The 15,238-nt window shown below is 76.0% G+C and carries 18 protein-coding genes and 1 tRNA gene; 8 read left to right on the plus strand and 11 right to left on the minus strand.

What is annotated here, in order from left to right:
* Nucleotides 1-51 precede the first annotated feature (51 nt).
* The 5 genes from ACI797_RS03065 to ACI797_RS03085 are packed head-to-tail and all read right to left on the minus strand — an operon-like array spanning nt 52 to nt 5,426.
* Nucleotides 52-756 carry an HAD family hydrolase gene (locus ACI797_RS03065; RefSeq protein WP_456857046.1) on the minus strand — a complete coding sequence of 235 codons (705 nt, stop codon included), beginning with the start codon at nt 754-756 and terminating at the stop codon, nt 52-54.
* Nucleotides 753-1,904: a non-hydrolyzing UDP-N-acetylglucosamine 2-epimerase gene (gene wecB, locus ACI797_RS03070; RefSeq protein ID WP_456857047.1), complete on the minus strand. Its 1,152-nt coding sequence runs from the start codon at nt 1,902-1,904 to the stop codon at nt 753-755. Before wecB ends, ACI797_RS03065 begins: the two co-directional genes overlap by 4 nt.
* Nucleotides 1,901-2,947 (minus strand): ATP-grasp domain-containing protein, encoded by a 1,047-nt coding sequence (locus ACI797_RS03075; protein ID WP_456857048.1) that lies wholly within the window; start codon nt 2,945-2,947, stop codon nt 1,901-1,903. The genes wecB and ACI797_RS03075 overlap by 4 nt, the downstream gene beginning before the upstream one ends.
* Nucleotides 2,944-4,062, minus strand: a complete 1,119-nt coding sequence (locus tag ACI797_RS03080) for an exosortase/archaeosortase family protein (RefSeq protein WP_456857049.1) — start codon at nt 4,060-4,062, stop codon at nt 2,944-2,946. The genes ACI797_RS03075 and ACI797_RS03080 overlap by 4 nt, the downstream gene beginning before the upstream one ends.
* Nucleotides 4,059-5,426, minus strand: a complete 1,368-nt coding sequence (locus ACI797_RS03085; RefSeq protein ID WP_456857050.1) for a glycosyltransferase — start codon at nt 5,424-5,426, stop codon at nt 4,059-4,061. The genes ACI797_RS03080 and ACI797_RS03085 overlap by 4 nt, the downstream gene beginning before the upstream one ends.
* Nucleotides 5,427-5,534: 108 nt before the next feature.
* Here ACI797_RS03085 and ACI797_RS03090 point away from each other — a divergent pair, with 108 nt between their 5' ends.
* Entirely contained in the window at nt 5,535-6,290 is a 756-nt protein-coding gene (locus tag ACI797_RS03090; protein WP_456857051.1) for a VOC family protein, read from the plus strand.
* 72 nt (nt 6,291-6,362) lie between these two features.
* Nucleotides 6,363-7,172, plus strand: coding sequence for a GAF and ANTAR domain-containing protein (locus ACI797_RS03095; protein WP_456857052.1), 810 nt, complete (start codon nt 6,363-6,365; stop codon nt 7,170-7,172).
* A gap of 26 nt (nt 7,173-7,198) precedes the next feature.
* Here the strand turns inward: ACI797_RS03095 and ACI797_RS03100 are convergent, their stop codons facing one another.
* The 5 genes from ACI797_RS03100 to ACI797_RS03120 form a co-directional block, all read right to left on the minus strand.
* Complete coding sequence (locus ACI797_RS03100) at nt 7,199-7,531, minus strand: hypothetical protein (RefSeq protein ID WP_456857053.1); 333 nt, start codon at nt 7,529-7,531, stop codon at nt 7,199-7,201.
* 12 nt (nt 7,532-7,543) lie between these two features.
* On the minus strand, nt 7,544-8,329 hold the full coding sequence (locus tag ACI797_RS03105) for a Crp/Fnr family transcriptional regulator (RefSeq protein ID WP_456857054.1): 786 nt from the start codon (nt 8,327-8,329) through the stop codon (nt 7,544-7,546).
* 65 nt (nt 8,330-8,394) lie between these two features.
* A complete protein-coding gene (locus ACI797_RS03110; protein ID WP_456857055.1) occupies nt 8,395-9,045 on the minus strand; it encodes a chemotaxis protein CheB in 651 nt (216 codons plus the stop codon).
* Between the two features lie 76 nt (nt 9,046-9,121).
* Nucleotides 9,122-9,197: transfer RNA gene (locus ACI797_RS03115), tRNA-Arg, on the minus strand.
* A 121-nt stretch (nt 9,198-9,318) separates the two neighbouring features.
* Nucleotides 9,319-11,244 (minus strand): PKD domain-containing protein, encoded by a 1,926-nt coding sequence (locus tag ACI797_RS03120; protein ID WP_456857056.1) that lies wholly within the window; start codon nt 11,242-11,244, stop codon nt 9,319-9,321.
* A 110-nt stretch (nt 11,245-11,354) separates the two neighbouring features.
* Here ACI797_RS03120 and ACI797_RS03125 point away from each other — a divergent pair, with 110 nt between their 5' ends.
* Nucleotides 11,355-11,732 carry a hypothetical protein gene (locus ACI797_RS03125; protein WP_456857057.1) on the plus strand — a complete coding sequence of 126 codons (378 nt, stop codon included), beginning with the start codon at nt 11,355-11,357 and terminating at the stop codon, nt 11,730-11,732.
* On the opposite strand, the gene ACI797_RS03130 is transcribed toward ACI797_RS03125, so the two are convergent.
* Nucleotides 11,707-12,528, minus strand: a complete 822-nt coding sequence (locus ACI797_RS03130) for an alpha/beta fold hydrolase (protein ID WP_456857058.1) — start codon at nt 12,526-12,528, stop codon at nt 11,707-11,709. The two genes, ACI797_RS03125 and ACI797_RS03130, sit on opposite strands and share 26 nt — an antisense overlap.
* A gap of 81 nt (nt 12,529-12,609) precedes the next feature.
* Here ACI797_RS03130 and ACI797_RS03135 point away from each other — a divergent pair, with 81 nt between their 5' ends.
* The 5 genes from ACI797_RS03135 to ACI797_RS03155 all read left to right on the plus strand — a co-directional run bounded on the left by ACI797_RS03135 (nt 12,610) and on the right by ACI797_RS03155 (nt 15,226).
* Nucleotides 12,610-13,296, plus strand: a complete 687-nt coding sequence (locus tag ACI797_RS03135) for a haloacid dehalogenase type II (protein ID WP_456857059.1) — start codon at nt 12,610-12,612, stop codon at nt 13,294-13,296.
* A gap of 92 nt (nt 13,297-13,388) precedes the next feature.
* Nucleotides 13,389-13,577, plus strand: coding sequence for a hypothetical protein (locus tag ACI797_RS03140; protein WP_456857060.1), 189 nt, complete (start codon nt 13,389-13,391; stop codon nt 13,575-13,577).
* A complete protein-coding gene (locus tag ACI797_RS03145; protein WP_456857061.1) occupies nt 13,574-14,014 on the plus strand; it encodes an SRPBCC family protein in 441 nt (146 codons plus the stop codon). Before ACI797_RS03140 ends, ACI797_RS03145 begins: the two co-directional genes overlap by 4 nt.
* A gap of 40 nt (nt 14,015-14,054) precedes the next feature.
* On the plus strand, nt 14,055-14,927 hold the full coding sequence (locus tag ACI797_RS03150; protein ID WP_456857062.1) for an NAD-dependent protein deacetylase: 873 nt from the start codon (nt 14,055-14,057) through the stop codon (nt 14,925-14,927).
* The gene (locus tag ACI797_RS03155) at nt 14,924-15,226 is read left to right on the plus strand and encodes a biopolymer transporter Tol (protein ID WP_456857063.1); all 303 of its coding nucleotides are present in this window, start codon (nt 14,924-14,926) and stop codon (nt 15,224-15,226) included. The genes ACI797_RS03150 and ACI797_RS03155 overlap by 4 nt, the downstream gene beginning before the upstream one ends.
* The last annotated feature ends 12 nt before the right edge of the window (nt 15,227-15,238 follow it).

Here is a 15,238-nt window from a genome sequence, read left to right on the forward strand (position 1 = left end):
CATCCCGCCCCGTTCGCTGGACACCCGGACGGGGGATTCCCCCCGAAGGGGTCAGGCGGGGACGCCGGCCAGCTCGGCGAGGACCAGCTCGGCCGCGGCGGGGAACGAGCCGGTGACGGCCGCGGCGCGCGGGTCGTCGGCCGCGCCGGCGTGCTCGCCCTGCCGGACGCGGATGGCGCGGGCGCCCACGGCCGCGGCGACGGCGACGTCCTTGCCCGGCCGGTCGCCGATGACCAGCAGCCGGTCGGCGGGCACGCCGAGCCGCTCGGCGACGGCGAGCAGCCCGGCCGGGTGCGGCTTGCGCAGCTGCCGGCCGCCGAGCGCGTCGGTGACGACGACGACCGGCAGCAGGTCGCCCAGGCCGGTCGCGGCCAGCTTCGCTTCCTGGATGACGGGGTTGCCGTCGGTCAGGCAGGCGAGCGGGGCCGTGGCGGCCAGCGCCGCCAGCGCCGCGCGGACGCCGGGGTAGGGGTCGAGCCGCTCGGGCCGGTGGCCGGTGAACGCGGCGACCAGGCCGGGCACCAGCGCCGGCAGGTCGCCGGCCGGCACCCCGGCGGCGAGCAGGGCCCGGTCGATGGTGCCGCCGGTGTCGGAGCCGGCGGCCAGCTCGGCGGCGAGCGCGGCGTGCACCGCGGCGCCGTCCAGGCCCGCCGCGGCCGCCGCCCGGCCGACCGCGGCAGCGGCCCCGGCGAGGTAGTCGGCCTGCGGGTAGAGGGTGTCGTCGAGGTCGACGACCACCCCGAGCGGGGCGCTCACCAGGGCAGCCGCCCGTCGGTGAAGTCCGGTTCGGGCAGCGCGAGCAGCCGGTCGGTGGCCGGGTCGGCCAGGACCTCGGCGATGCGCCGGCCGGAGCTGCCGTCGCCGTACGGGCAGGGCAGCGCGGCGGCGCGCTGCTGGGCCTCCGGGCGGGTGTGCGCCTCGGCGGCGGCGAGCACGGCGGCGGCCGCACCGTCGTCGGCGAGGGTGGCCAGCGTCGTCGTCCCCGCCTCGACCCCCTCCCAGCGCGGGGTGGAGCCGCGCAGCACCACCACCGGGACGCCGAGGTGGGCGGCCTCCTCCTGGATGCCGCCGGAGTCGGTGACCGCCAGCCGCGCCGACCCGAGGGCGGCGAGCAGGGCGTCGTGGTCGGCCGGGCCGGTGAGCGTGACGCCGGGGTGGTCGGCCAGCTCGAGGGTCAGCCCCTCGTCGGCCAGCCGCTTGGCGGTGCGCGGGTGCACCGGGAAGGTGACCGGCCCGATGCGGTCGGCCAGCTGCTGGACGACGGCGACCAGCCGGCGCAGCCGCACCGGGTCGTCGACGTTGGTCGGCCGGTGCGCGGTGACCAGCACGCCGGCCCGCTCGCCGACCGGCGTCGGGTGGACCCCGCGGGCCACGAGCGTGTCGATCGCCGGGTTGCCGACGACGAACACCCGCTCGTCCGGCACCCCCTCGCCGGCGAGGAAGGCGGCGGCGCGCTCGGTCGGCGCGAAGTGCAGCTGCGCCGCCGCGGCGGCCACCCGCCGGTTGACCTCCTCGACGCTGCGCGGGTTGAAGCTGCGCAGGCCGGCCTCGACGTGCGCGAACGGCACCCCGGCGGCGCGGGCGGCGAGCGCGTACGCGGGCACCGTGTTGGTGTCGCCGAGGGCGAGCACCAGGTCGGGGGCGAACCGGCGGACCGCGGTCGCCGCGTCGGCGAACAGCGCCCCGGTGCGCGCCGCCGGCTCGGCGGGCAGCGCGAAGCGGTGCGTCACCGCCAGGCCGAGCGCCTCCTGCAGGCCCGTGCTCATCGCCGGGTCGGTGTGCTGGCCGGTGTCGACCACGGTGACCCGGTGGCCGGCGGCCGGCAGCGCGGCCACCACGGGGGCCAGCTTGACCACCTCCGGGCGGGTGCCGAAGGGCACGAGCACGTGCCGGCTGCGGGTCACGCGGTCACCGCCGGGGTGCACGGGTCGGCCACGGGGGCGCCGTCCTCGCTCGAGTACGTCTCGGCGAAGTAGCGGCTCATCCGCACCCCGGGGCGGAACGACAGCTCCGGCAGCGCCGCGCCGGGGTCGCGGACCCCGGCCAGGTAGGTCCCGACGACGTCGGCGCCCGCGGCGAGGGTCAGCGGCAGGCCGCCGGAGAAGCGCGGGTTGATCTCCACGACGGTGACGGCGCCGTCGTCGTCCACGAAGCCCTGCACGTTGGCCGGGCCGGTCAGCCCGACCGCGGCGAGCGCGGCGGCGACGGTGGCGGTCACGGCGGGGGAGCCGAACGTCGTCCCCTTGACCGAGATGCCGGCCTTGGTCTCGTCCCGCCAGCGGGGGACGACGGCCAGCACCCGGCCGTCGCGGGCGACGAGCGCGTCGGCGGTGAACTCCCGGCCGTCGAGCCGGCGCTGGACGATCAGCCCGGGGTCGGCGTGCAGCGCGGCGACCACGGTCCGGCGGTCGTCGAGGGCCTGCACCCCGCGGCTGCCGCGGCCCGAGCGCGGCTTGACGATCCACGGGCCGGGCACCGCCGCGACCCCCGCGAGCTCGTACGCGGTCTCCGGGTGCGGCACGCCGGCGGCGTGCAGGCGGGCGGCGAAGGCGGCCTTGTCGCAGCACACGTCGACGGCGTCCGGGGCCGGCAGCCAGGTGCCCACCCCGGCGGCGGACAGCCGGGCGGCGCCGGCGGCCAGGGCCGGCAGCTCCTCGGCGACGGTCGGCACGAGCGCGTCGGCGCCGTACCGCGCGCACGCGCCCAGCAGCGCGTCGACGAACCCGGGGGCGTCGGCGCGGGGGACGACGAGCCCGACGTCGGCCAGGGCCGGCCCCGCGGCGGCCGGGTCGGCGTCGACGGCGACCACGCGGGAGCCGAGCGCGACGAGCCGGCGGACGACGGCGACCCCCGCGGGACCGCCGGCGCCGGTCACGAGGACCGCCGGCGGCCGGTCGGGCCACGCCGCGAGCGGCGGCGCGGGCAGGAGGGGCGGGGAGAGGGTCATCGCAGGTCCCTGGGGTCGATCGGAACGGGTCGGGTGTCGTGGAACGGGACGGGGCCCGCCACCAGCTCCGCGGTGAGGCGGGCGTAGCGGCGGGCGGGGTCGGGCGGGGGCGCCGGCGCGGGTGGCGCGGCGGTGCGGGGGAACAGCCAGCCGCGCGCCCACAGGCGCAGCGCGGCGACGCGGTCGTTGACCACCGGCTCCCACTGCCGGGCGGCCACCGCCTCGGCCAGGGCGTCGAGCACTCGGGTGTCCTGCTCGTAGGTGGCGACCGCGAGCAGGGTCGCGGTGTGCGCGCCGAGCCCGTCGGCGGCGAGGTCGTGCACGCGGGCGATCCGCTGCGCGGCCGGCAGGTGGCCCAGCCGGTAGTCGATCCGGCCGGCCTCGCGGCGGGCGGCCAGCCGGCGCGACACCGCGCCGGGGAGGAGGAAGCGGTGGACCAGGCTGGTCAGGGTGCGGCGCCGGGTCGGGACGGCCTCGTCGAGCTCGGGCAGCCGGTAGCCCAGGCCGGGGCGCGCCCAGCTGCTCGGCCGGCGGGCGGTGTGGTGGCCGGCCACGTTCTGCTCGGCGCGCTCGGCGGCCGGCAGGGTCAGGCAGACCATGAGCAGGAAGCCGACCAGCGTGGACGCGAACGTCCAGATCGTGCCCACCCAGTCGTGGAACAGCACGAGCGCGCCGTGGCCCCACCAGAGCCCGGCGAGGGTGGAGACTACCAGCCGCACGTCGTTGAGCAGGACGACGCCGGCGACGGCGGCGGCCAGGCCGGCGAGGGCGTGCAGCCGGCGGCTGCGCAGCACGGTGAGGGTGAGCGCGGTCAGGCCCAGCACCGACAGCACCGCCGAGCAGGACGCGGTGACCTCGGCGTTGAGCAGCTCGCCGTTGTCGCGGAAGACGAGGATCCGGCCGGGCAGGACGTCGGAGACCTGGTCGACGCCGACCAGGTTCAGGAAGCCCGCGACCCACTGCGCCTCGTGCACCTGGAACCAGCCGGCCAGGTAGCGGTAGCCGGCCACGCAGACCGCGGCGGCCAGCAGCAGCTCGGCGGTCACCGACAGCCGTCGCCGTCCGCCCCCGGTGCGCCACGGCCGCCGCCGGCGGGTGTCCACCCGGATCGTCACCGGCTGCTCACCGCCACCTGCCTCGGCGTGACCGTCGAGACCGACCCGGACCGGGTGGTCTTCACCCAGGTGTAGGGGCGGCCGAGCATGCCGTCGACGTACGCGCGGGTGGTGATCCAGATCGACAGCGCGAAGGCCGGGAGGAAGCCGAGCAGCGACCAGGCGGCTCGGCGCTCCACCCGGCCGACGAGCAGGCCGACGGAGAGCTCGGCGAGCGGGCCGACGAACAGCAGCATCGACAGCGGCAGCAGGCCGATGACCGGCTGGTCGCCGATGCCGAAGGCCCGCAGGACGCTCAGCAGGACGCCGAGACCGGTCAGGACCGGTACGTGGTAGCCGAGCAGGAACATCATCGACTCGCCCTTCTCCACCAGGGAGAGGTGGGGCGAGCGGACGATCGGCTTCCAGTAGTCGCGGAAGCACTTCTGGTGGCCGCGGGCCCAGCGGTAGCGCTGCGTCCAGAACCGGCGGGCGCTCACCACCGCCTCCTCGTAGTCGACCGCGGAGACGTCGTAGCGGACCCGCTCCCCGCGCAGCAGCACCCGCAGCGTGAGGTCGGTGTCCTCGGTGACGGTGTGCGGGTTCCAGCCGCCGAGCTCGCGCAGCGTGGACATCCGCACCGCGCAGTTGGCGCCGCCGTAGGCGGGCAGCTCGAACATCGCCTGGCGGCCGTACTCGTTGACCAGGTACCCCGACAGGAAGTCGACGAAGACCGTCGTGGCCATCGTCGACTCGTGCCCGTTGCGGATGATGCAGCGACCCATGACGGCGCCGACCGAGGGATCGCGGAAGTGCCGCACCAGCCGCCGCAGCACGTAGGGGTCGGGCTCGTGGTCGGCGTCGAAGACCAGGACGACCTCGGCGTCCACGCCGGCGAGCGCGTCGTTCAGGGCCCCGGACTTGCCGCCGCCCGCGCCGGGCCGGCGGTGCAGCACCTTGAGCCGCGCGTCGGCGGCCGCCCGGCGGTCGAGGATCTCGCCGGTGCGGTCGTCGGAGCCGTCGTCGACGACGACGATGGTCAGCCGGTCGGCCGGGTAGTCCAGCGCCAGCAGCGCGGTGACCATGCCGTCGACGACCAGCTCCTCGTTCTTGCAGCCGACGAAGACGGCGACCGGCGGGGCCCAGCCGTCGAGGTCGACGTCGGCGGCCAGCAGGTCGGCCCCGGCCCAGCGGGCGGCGGAGACGGCGAAGGCCAGGTGCCGGAAGAAGTAGAGCGCGAAGACGACGTTGAGGGCTCCGGCGAGGAAGCCGAGGACCGGGTCGACGCCGAACGCGGCGCAGGTGGCGGCGAGTGCGACCGCGTAGAGGGCGAGGGCGAGCCGGTGGCCGCCGGGCCGGTCACCCTGTGCAGGGGACGTCGGCATCGCCGTTCCACCCCCTGCCGCCGGTCCGGACGCAGGGCCCTGCGTCACCTGTACGGGTGATCGGCAGGAACGCGCCGTGGCTGTAGTGACTCGTGAGAACCTCCGGTCGTGGACCGGGACGACGTGGTGCGGTGGGTCGCGGAGTACGAGCGCGGCTGGCGGGCGGGCGACCTCGACGCGGTGCCCCGGCTGTTCTCCGAGGACGCCCGCTACCGGGTCTCGCCCTACGCCGACCCGCCGAAGGTCGGGCACGCGGAGATCCAGGCGTTCTGGCGCGACGACGAGGGGATCCCGTTCACGGTGTCCGCCGAACCGGTCGCGGTGGAGGGGCGGGACGCTGTCGTCCGGCTCGAGGTGCGGTACGGGGACCCCGTGACCCAGGAGTACCGGGACCTCTGGGTGCTGCGCTTCGCCGACGACGGACGGGTCGAGGCGTTCGAGGAGTGGGCGTACTGGCCGGGCAAGCCCTACACCGCCTCCGGCGATGCCGCGCCGGCTGCGAAGGGCGGCGTGCGGGTCCGCCGGGTGACCGCCGACCTGGAGGTCGCCGACATCCCGGCGGCCAAGGCGTTCTACACCGACTACCTGGGGCTGAGCACCGTGGAGTTCGACCTGGGCTGGGTGGCGCGCTTCACCTCGCCGGACACCGGGGCGCACCTCCAGCTGGTCACCCGGGACGCGAGCGCCCCGGAGAACCCGGTCATCTCCCTGCGCGTGGACGACGTCGACGGCGCCCACGCGCGGGCCCGGGAGCTCGGCTACGAGATCGTGCACCCCCTGACCACCGAGGCCTGGGGCGTGCGCCGGTTCTTCGTGCGGGCACCGGACGGCAACGTCGTGAACGTCGTGCGCCACCGCGAGTGACGTGGCGTTGCCGCGGGCACCTGCGGTCGGCGAGGGTCGCTGGTCGGAGCGCCGCGGGCCTAGGGTGCGGGGATGGGTGACGGCCCCGACCGGGCGGACCGGTCCGAGCAGAGCGAGGAGACCCAGCAGCCGGCGCCGGCGTCCGGGAGCGGTCCCGACGGCGGGGGAGCCGTGCAGAACCTCGGCGAGATCATGGGCCAGGTGGCCCGCTCGCTGCAGGAGGAGCACCGCGACGTCGAGGCGACGCTGGAGGCGATCACGGCCGCGGCGGTGCACTCGGTGCCCGGCACCGACGAGTGCGGCATCTCCCTCGTCGTCGAGCGCCGGCAGGTGGAGTCGCGGGCGCCGACCGGTGACCTGCCCCGCGAGATCGACGGGCTCCAGGGACGGCTCGGCGAGGGCCCCTGCCTCGACGCGGTCTGGGAGCAGAAGACCGTGCGCATCGAGGACATCCACAGCGAGGACCGGTGGCCGCGGTTCGCCGCCGAGGCCGCCGGCACCGGCATGCGGAGCATGCTGTCCTTCCAGCTGTTCGTCACCGGCAGCACGCTCGGTGCCCTGAACCTCTACGCACGGGGCGCGCACTCGTTCGACGAGGAGTCCGAGTCCATCGGGCTGGTGTTCGCCAGTCACGCCGCCATCGCGCTGTCCGGCGCGCAGCAGGAAGAGCACCTGCGCGGCGCGATCGCCAGCCGGGACGTGATCGGGCAGGCCAAGGGCATCCTGATGGAGCGCTACAAGATCACCGGGGACGAGGCGTTCCGGCTCCTGGTCGCCTCCTCGTCACGCGCCAACCGCAAGCTGGTCGACATCGCCGAGCAGCTGTGCGCCACGGGGGCGCTGCCGGAGCCGTCCCGCGGTCGAGGGGAGAGCGGGCGCTGACTGTGGCTTGACCGCGAGACCGTGGACTACAGGTCTCCGGTGTGGATGACGCTCTCGGCGATCTTGCACAGCTTGACTTTCTCCAGGTTCGTGGCCCGCGCCTCGGCCGCCTGGAGCTGCCCGGGCGAGAACCGGGCCCTCTCCGCAGCCGGACCGACGCGGAGCCGCTCCGTCCGCCGGCGGTCGGCCGCGCGCTGCCGCTCCGCCGCGGCCTGTTCGCGCAGCACCTGCGCCGGGCCGCGGAGCGACCGTGCCCGGTCCTGTGCCGCTCCGGGCGACATGACCGCGATGCGGTCGCTCAGCCGCTGGACGTCCTCAACCGCCCGCTGGTCGGCAGCCATGACGCCGACGATCACCACCGACCGGGCTGTTCACCCACCGCCGTCGTCAGGGTGAGGGAGGAGACCGACCCGCCGGTACTCCTCCTCGATGACGTCGTAGCAGTCGCAGGACGCCTCGTGGAGGCGCTCGGGGTCGATGATCCGCATCTTCCCGCGGCTGTAGCGGATCAGCCCGGCCTGCTGCAGGACGCCGGCGGTGAGGGAGACCGTGCCACGCCGCACCCCGAGCATCTGGGCGAGGAACTCCTGGGTGAGCGTGAACTCGTCGGCTCCGACCCGGTCGCGGGTCTGCAGCAGCCAGCGGGCGCAGCGCTCCTCGGTGGTGTGCAGCCGGTTGCAGGCGACGCCCTGCGAGAGCTGGACCACGGTGGCCTGGGTGTAGGAGTGCAGCAGGTTGTGGAGCGCGCCGTCGTTCTGGAGCACCTTCCGCAGGCGGTGGGTCGGCAGGCACATGGCGTGGCCCTCGACCTGCGCGAAGCAGTCGTGCGGGCTGGTGGCCGTACCGAGGAAGGCCGGCAGGCCGGACATGCCCTCGTAGCCGATGGTGGCCACCTCGACGGCGGCCTCGCCCTCGACGGTGGCCAGGAGGGAGAGGACCGCGTCGACCGGGAAGTAGACCGCGTCGATGTCCCCGTTGCGCGAGTAGACGTGGTCGCGGATCTCGAGCGCGACCGGTTCCATCGCCTCGCTCAGGCGGTCGTACTCCCGGTCGGGCAGGGCGCGGAGGATCAGGTTGCGCCGCGGGTCGAGCGGCTCGGAGGACTGCGGAGGCTGCCGGTCCGGCTGCGGTGGTGGGGGCTGCGGTGGTGGGGACAAGGTGCGGCTCCCGGGGTCGGGGGCGGTCCTCCCTGGGCTCGGGATCGCGGCAGGGCTCGTCCCGGTCAGACCGGGACGGAGCCGCGGTCGAAGCGGACCCAGGGCGGCAGCGGCACGGTCAGCAGCTCGGCGGCGCCCGGGGCCATCGTGTAGGCGGTGATCGCCGGGGCGATCAGCCGGAGGGGCAGGACGTGCTCGACGCAGCCGGTGGCCAACGCGGCGTTCGGCATCCCCGGCGCCGCCGCCTCGGCGGGGTCCTGCACGAGCACCCGGCCGCCCGCCTGCCGGACCGCGCGGGCACCGGCGGCGCCGTCGGCGAGCCGGCCGGTCAGCACGACCGCGAGCACGCCCGGGCCGTAGGCCTGCGCGGCGGAGGCCAGGAGGCGGTCGGCGCATTCGACGGTCGGAGCCGGCTGCAGGCGCAGTCCGCCGTCCGGGGTGAGGTCGGCGGTGGTCGCCGGCGGCAGGACGCTGACTCCCGGGAGCAGCACCCCGGAGGCGGCCGCGCGCACCGGCAGCGCGGCGCCCCGCGCCAGCAGCGGCGGAAGCAGATCGCCCACCTGGGCGGCGCGGTGCTGCACGATCAGCACCGGCACGGGCAGGGACGCCGGTAGCCCGGCGACCAGGGAGCGCAGGGCGGGCACGCCACCGGTCGACGCCGCCAGCACGACGACCCGGAACGGCTGCCGCGGCTCGGCGGCGGCTCCCCCTGGCACCCCGCCGAGGGTACGCGTGTGTACGGCACCTGACACAGAGGTCGGCCCCCGCCGATCGCGCTGACCAACGACGTCGTGGTGCCCCCGGCAGGATTCGAACCTGCGGCACACGGTTTAGGAAACCGTTGCTCTATCCCCTGAGCTACGGGGGCGGACGCGTCCACGTCGCCGTCGACGACCGCCTGGGCGGGGTTCATCGTGGCACGTCCGCGAAACCGGGATCCGCGAGCACCCCCCGACCAGCCGCCGGCGAGGCGACCGTGCGTCGCGACCTCAGGCCGTGGGGCGGGCGCTGATACCGGACACCCGCAGCACGACCGGCGCATTTGTCACGCTGCCCGACAGGTAGGCGGTGATGCCCACCGACCCGGCCGCCTGCAGCGCTGCGAACGTGTCGGTCGCGGTGGTCTGCCAGGCCGTCGGCTCGGGCTGCGACGCCGGCCAGACCTTCAGCCGCACCGTCGTCGGGTTCGTGCCGGTCACCTGCATCCGCACGTTGAGCTGCGTGTTCGCGGCATAGGTGGTCGTCGTCGGCAGGATCACCGCCGTGGCCAGCGCGACCGGGGACGCCGTTCCGCGCAGCGCCGTGAGCTGGACGGTGATCCGGCCGTTGGCCGCCATCACCAGCCGCGCGCGGTACTCGGTGTTCTGGCCGACCCGCCGGCCGACCACGTCGAGGTAGGCGCCGCTGCCCGTCGGCACCTTGTCCAGCGCGATCGTCACGCGGTAGTCGGTGTCGGTGCGGGTGGTCGCGCCGAGCCAGGCCGAGCGCGTGTTGCCCGCCGCGGGCAGCGTGATGTTCCCCGTCTGCCCGTTGACCGAGAAGTTGGCGGCGGTGCCGCTGGTCGTCCACGCCCCGCCGACGTCCGCCGTCCCCAGACCGCCGGTGACCGTGCGGGTGAAGGTGTCGGTGACGAAGTCGACCGGGCCGGTCACCTCGGTGACCGTGACCGGTTGGGTGACCGAGTGCGTGGCCTGGTCGTCGTCGGTGACGGTGAGCGTGACCTGGTAGGTGCCGGCGGCGGTGTACGCGTGCTGCGGCGTGGCCCCGGTGCCCGTGGTGCCGTCGCCGAAGTTCCAGGCGTGGCCCGTGACGGTGCCGTCGGGGTCGCTCGAGCCGGAGCCGTCGAACGACGCCGTCAGCCCCTGCGCCGTCGAGGTGAACGCCGCCGTCGGCCCCGCGTTGGGCGGCGGCGCACCCCGGTGGATGGCGAAGCCGTCGGTGAAGGCGCCGTCGACCGGCACGAACGCCGCGGTGAGCGAGTCGGCCGTCACCGAGACGTCGAGGATCCCGTGCGCCGGGGTGAGGTTGGCCCCGGAGCGGGCCGCGAAGTACCCCGACTCGGCGTCGCCGGTGACGACGGTCCGCAGGGCCGTGCCACCGGTGCCGACGGTCGCGAACACGGTGCCGGCCCCGGCGGTCATCGTGGCGTCGGCGTCGGCGACGCAGTCGGCGTCGTAGCTGCCCGGCTGGACGGCGGCGCAGCCGGTGCGCGCCCCCAGTTGGTGGGTGCGCTGGTAGAGGTGCTCGTGCCCGGTCAGGACGAGGTCCACCCGCTTGCTCATGAGCAGCTGGAACAGGTCCGGGCCCATCTCGCAGCCGTACTGGCCCAGCGACAGGCAGGGCTTGTGCATGCCGACGACCACCCAGGGCACGCCGGTCGCGCGCGCACCGTCGATCGCCGCGGCGGCCCAGTTGTAGCGGGCGCTGCCGGCCGGGTAGATCCAGTGCCCGTCGGGATACGGCATGTCGGGGGAGAGCATCACGAAGCGGACGAGCGGGTCGACCTGCGGGACGTCGACGTACCACTGCCGGCCGTAGGTGCCGACCAGCCCGGGCAGCTGGTTGGGCAGGCACGAGGAGAAGTTGTTGATGTGCACGCCGTCGGCACCGCTGTCGTGGTTGCCGCCGATGAGCTCGAAGGGGAACGCCTCGCCCAGGCGGGACTTGACCAGGTCGCACCAGCCCTGCTCGGTGCCGGGCACCGCCTGCAGCAGGTCGCCGAGCGCGAGGTGCAGGTCGGGGTCGGCGTCCGCGATCGCGTCGAAGACGGCGGTGGCGGCGCTGTTGGTGCCGTAGTCGCCCGCCGCGGTGAACCGCACCACGCCGGGCTCGCCGGCGCCCTGCGCGGTGGAGGCGCCGACGAAGGCCACCAGCACCAGCACCACGGCCAGCTCCGCGATCGTCCGGACCCGCATGACGCCTCCTCGCACCACCCCCCTCGCACTGGCGCGGCAGGCTACGGGGACAGGACCACGCTGCGTAAGGGGCTGCGCCGCAAGCACCCGTTCGAACTACCGTCGGGTGCGTGCTGGTCATCCTCGAGCTGGCGCTGGTCGCGCTGGTCGTCGTGCTGCTCGGGCTGGGTGCCTGGGCCGCCTGGCGGGCGCTGCGAGGGGGTGCCCTGACGGGCACGGCGGCGCTGCCCGCCCGCGACCGTGCGTGGTTGGCGGCGCAGATCGCCGCGGCCCGGTGGACGGTCGCGCACGACGAGCTGGACGGCCTCACGCGGGTGCTGCTGCGCAAGGGGCACGCCGGTCTGGACGGGCGACCGGTGGTGCTGGAGGAGCGGGTCTTCGAGACCTTCCCCGCCGACGACCCGGCCTGGGAGGCCCGGTTCACCGAGGCGATGGCGAACGCGCGCTTCCGCTGCGCCTACCTCAACGCGGAGGAGTCGCGGGAGTAGCCCGCGCCGCGGTCTCCTCGACCAGCCGCACGATCGTCCGCGGCCGGTCCGACTGGGGTGCGTGGCCGGCGGCGAGCAGGGGGCGGAACCGGGCGCCCGGGATCAGGGGGAGGCACCGGATCGTCTGCCCGGAGGCGATCCAGTCCGCGAAGCCCTGCACCAGCGTGACGGGGCGGTCGATGCGGTCCATCCCGCGCGGGACGTCGACGAGCAGGGCGTGCAGCAGGGTGCGCCAGTAGTCCCGGGCGTCGGCGAACCCCTCCCGCGCCCCGACGGCCTCCTCGCGGCTGGTCGCCCACGGCCGCGCCTTGAGCGGTGCGAGCAGCGCCGTGCGGCCGAGCGCCGACCGGGACAGCGGCTCGATCAGCGGTGCGGCGGTGCGCGCGACGACCCGGGCCAGCGCCATCCCGGCGCCCTGGACCGCGCGCTCCGGCGGCAGGTTGAGGCCCGACGGCGCGATCGCGACCACGGACCGGGCCCGGCCCCGCCGGGCGAGCTCCAGCGCGATCCGGGCACCGAGCGAGTTGCCGAGCACGTGCACCGTGCCGACCTCCTCGGCGTCCAGGGTCCGCTCGACCGCGTCGGTGTGCGCGGCGACCGTGGGCCGCCGGTCGAGGGCGGGTGACCGGCCGACACCGGGCAGGTCCGGGGCGAGCACGTCGAAGCGCTCGGCCAGCGCGGGCAGCACGGCGGTGAAGTCGCGGCGCGAGCTGCCCATGCCGTGGAGGAGGAGCAGCGGCTCGCCCTGCCCGGTACGGGTCATGGAGAGGGGGGCGGTGCGGGGAGGGGCGGTCACCGTCCCGTGGGTACCCCGCTCCGGGCCCCCGGCAGTCGTGACGGTGCCCACTCGCGGGGGCGGCGGTGCGAGGGTGCGCGGGTGGCCGAGCTCCGTGCACTGGTGTTCGACGTCTTCGGCACCCTCGTCGACTGGCGTTCCAGCCTCGTCGACGAGGCACGGGCCCTCGGCCGGGACGCCGACTGGCCGGCGGTCGTCGACGACTGGCGGCGGGCCTACCAACCCGCGCTCGACCGCGAGATCGGCGAACCGGTCTGGCGGGACCTCGACGCCGTGCACCGCGACACCCTGGACGACGTCCTGACCCGTCACGGGATCGCCCTGGGGGACGGTGACCGCGAGCGGCTGGTGCGGGCGTGGCGGCGGCTGCGGCCGTGGCCGGACACCGCACCCGGGCTGGAGCGCCTGCGCTCCCGGGTGCGCACCGCCACGCTGTCGAACGGGCACGTGGCGCTGCTGGTCGACCTGCTGCGGTCCGGCGGCTGGCGGGTCGACGCCGTCCTCTCCGCCGAGCTCGCGGGCAGCTACAAGCCCGACCCGCGGGTGTACCGGCGCGGCGCGGAGCTGCTCGGCTGCGCCCCTGACGAGGTCGGCATGGTGGCGGCGCACGCCGGTGACCTGGTGGCCGCGGCGGGCGTGGGCCTGCGGCCGCTGTTCGTCCACCGTCCCGGCGAGTGGGGGACCGGCGTGCCGGAGGACCCGCCGGACCTGCCCGGCCTGGTGGTCGCCGACGACCTGGCCGACCTCGCCGCGCAACTGGGCTGCTGAACCCGGGGACGGCGGCGCCCGCTGCGGACGCGTCCGGGCAGCCCGTCCCGCCCCGTCGGTACACCGGTCCTCCCGACACCGAGGAGGAACCCGTGGACACGACGATCCCGACCGACGCCGACCCGCAGCGGCACGAGCGCGACGGCGACGGCGACGGCCACCTGCGCTGGCCCGCGCACCGCCCCGGCGTGCTCGGGGGGGACGGGCGTCGCAGCCGTGCGACAACTGGGTGCCCCGCCGCCGGGGCGGCCGGTGACCGCCGGGCACGATGGGGGCCATGAGCGAGGTCGTGGCCACCGCCGAGCACGTCGTCCGTGCCCCTGCCGACCGGGTCAAGGCCGCGCTGGCCGACTACGAGGGCGCACGCCGCCGGGCGATGCCCGAGCAGTTCAGCGACTACCGGGTGGAGGCCGGCGGCACGGGTGCCGGCACCCGGGTGCACTGGCGGTTCGCGGCGACGTCGAAGCGGGTGCGCGACCAGCTCGTGGAGGTGAGCGAGCCCGACGACACCACGCTGGTCGAGCGGGACACCAACTCCTCGATGGTGACCACCTGGACCGTGCGCCCGGCCGACGCCGGCGTGACGACCGTGCGGGTGCGCACCACCTGGAACGGTGCCGGCGGCGTCGGCGGCTTCTTCGAGCGGACCTTCGCGCCGAAGGGCCTGCGGCGGGTGCACACCGACCTGCTCACCCGCCTCGAGCGCGAGCTCGTCTGAGTTCCCGGCACGCCCGCCGCCGACGGGGGACCATGGCGGGGTGACCGCCGCGCCGACCACCGTCTCCACCAGCACCGGCGCAGCCGCCTCCGCCTGCCCGGAGGCCTTGGCCGAGCTGGTCGCCGACGGCGACGTCGTCGTCCTCTCCGGCGCCGGGCTGTCGACCGACTCCGGCATCCCCGACTACCGGGGCGCCACCGGTTCGCTGCGCCGGCACACGCCGATGACCTACCAGACGTTCACCCGCGATCCCCGGGGCCGGCACCGCTACTGGGCCCGCAGCTTCGTGGGCTGGCGCCGGATCCGGGGCGCTCGCCCCAACGCCGGGCACCGGGCGGTCGCCGAGCTGCAGGGCGCCGGCCTGGTCGGCGGCATCATCACGCAGAACGTCGACGGGCTGCACCAGGCCGGCGGGGCGCGCGACGTCGTCGAGCTGCACGGCGGGCTGGACCGCACGGTCTGCCTGGCCTGCGGCGACGTCGCCTCCCGCGCCGCGCTCGACGAGCGGCTGCGGGCGGCCAACCCGGGCTTCGGGCCGCGGACCGACGAGATCAACCCCGACGGCGACGCCGAGCTGCCCGACGAGGTGCTCGACGGCTTCGTCATGGTCGACTGCGCGGCCTGCGGCTCCGGCCGGCTCAAGCCCGACGTGGTGTTCTTCGGCGAGACGGTGCCCCGTGATCGCGTGGACGCCTGCTTCGACCTGGTGGAGGACGCCGGCTGCCTGCTGGTCCTCGGCTCGTCCCTGACGGTGATGAGCGGCTACCGGTTCGTGCTGCGCGCCGCCCAGCGCGGCATCCCCGTGGCGATCGTCAACGTCGGGCCGACCCGGGGCGACGCCAAGGCCGACGTGCGCGTCGACGCCCCGCTCGGCGTCGTCCTGCCGGAGCTCGCCACCCGCTGCGCCGGGTGAGCGTCGAGCGCACCGCAGACGGCCGGTGGGTCGTCGTCGACGGCCGCCGCTGGCGGGCGAGCGACCCGGCCCTGCCGGAGGACGTGCGGGCCCGGCTGCAGCGGCACCTCGGCCGCGCCCGGGCGGCGGTGCGCACCGCCGGCCGGGCCGGGGACGACGCCGCGGTGGCCGCCGCCCGCGCCCGCGTGCAACTGGCCAAGACCGGGCTCGGCGAGCGCGGGCCGGCCTGGTGGGAGCAGGACGACGCCGCGCGGCGCCGGCGGTGGGAGACCGCCCTGCGCGACCTCGACGGCGGCTGACCCGGCAGGCCG

Source organism: Geodermatophilus sp. SYSU D00691 (genome assembly GCF_054050275.1).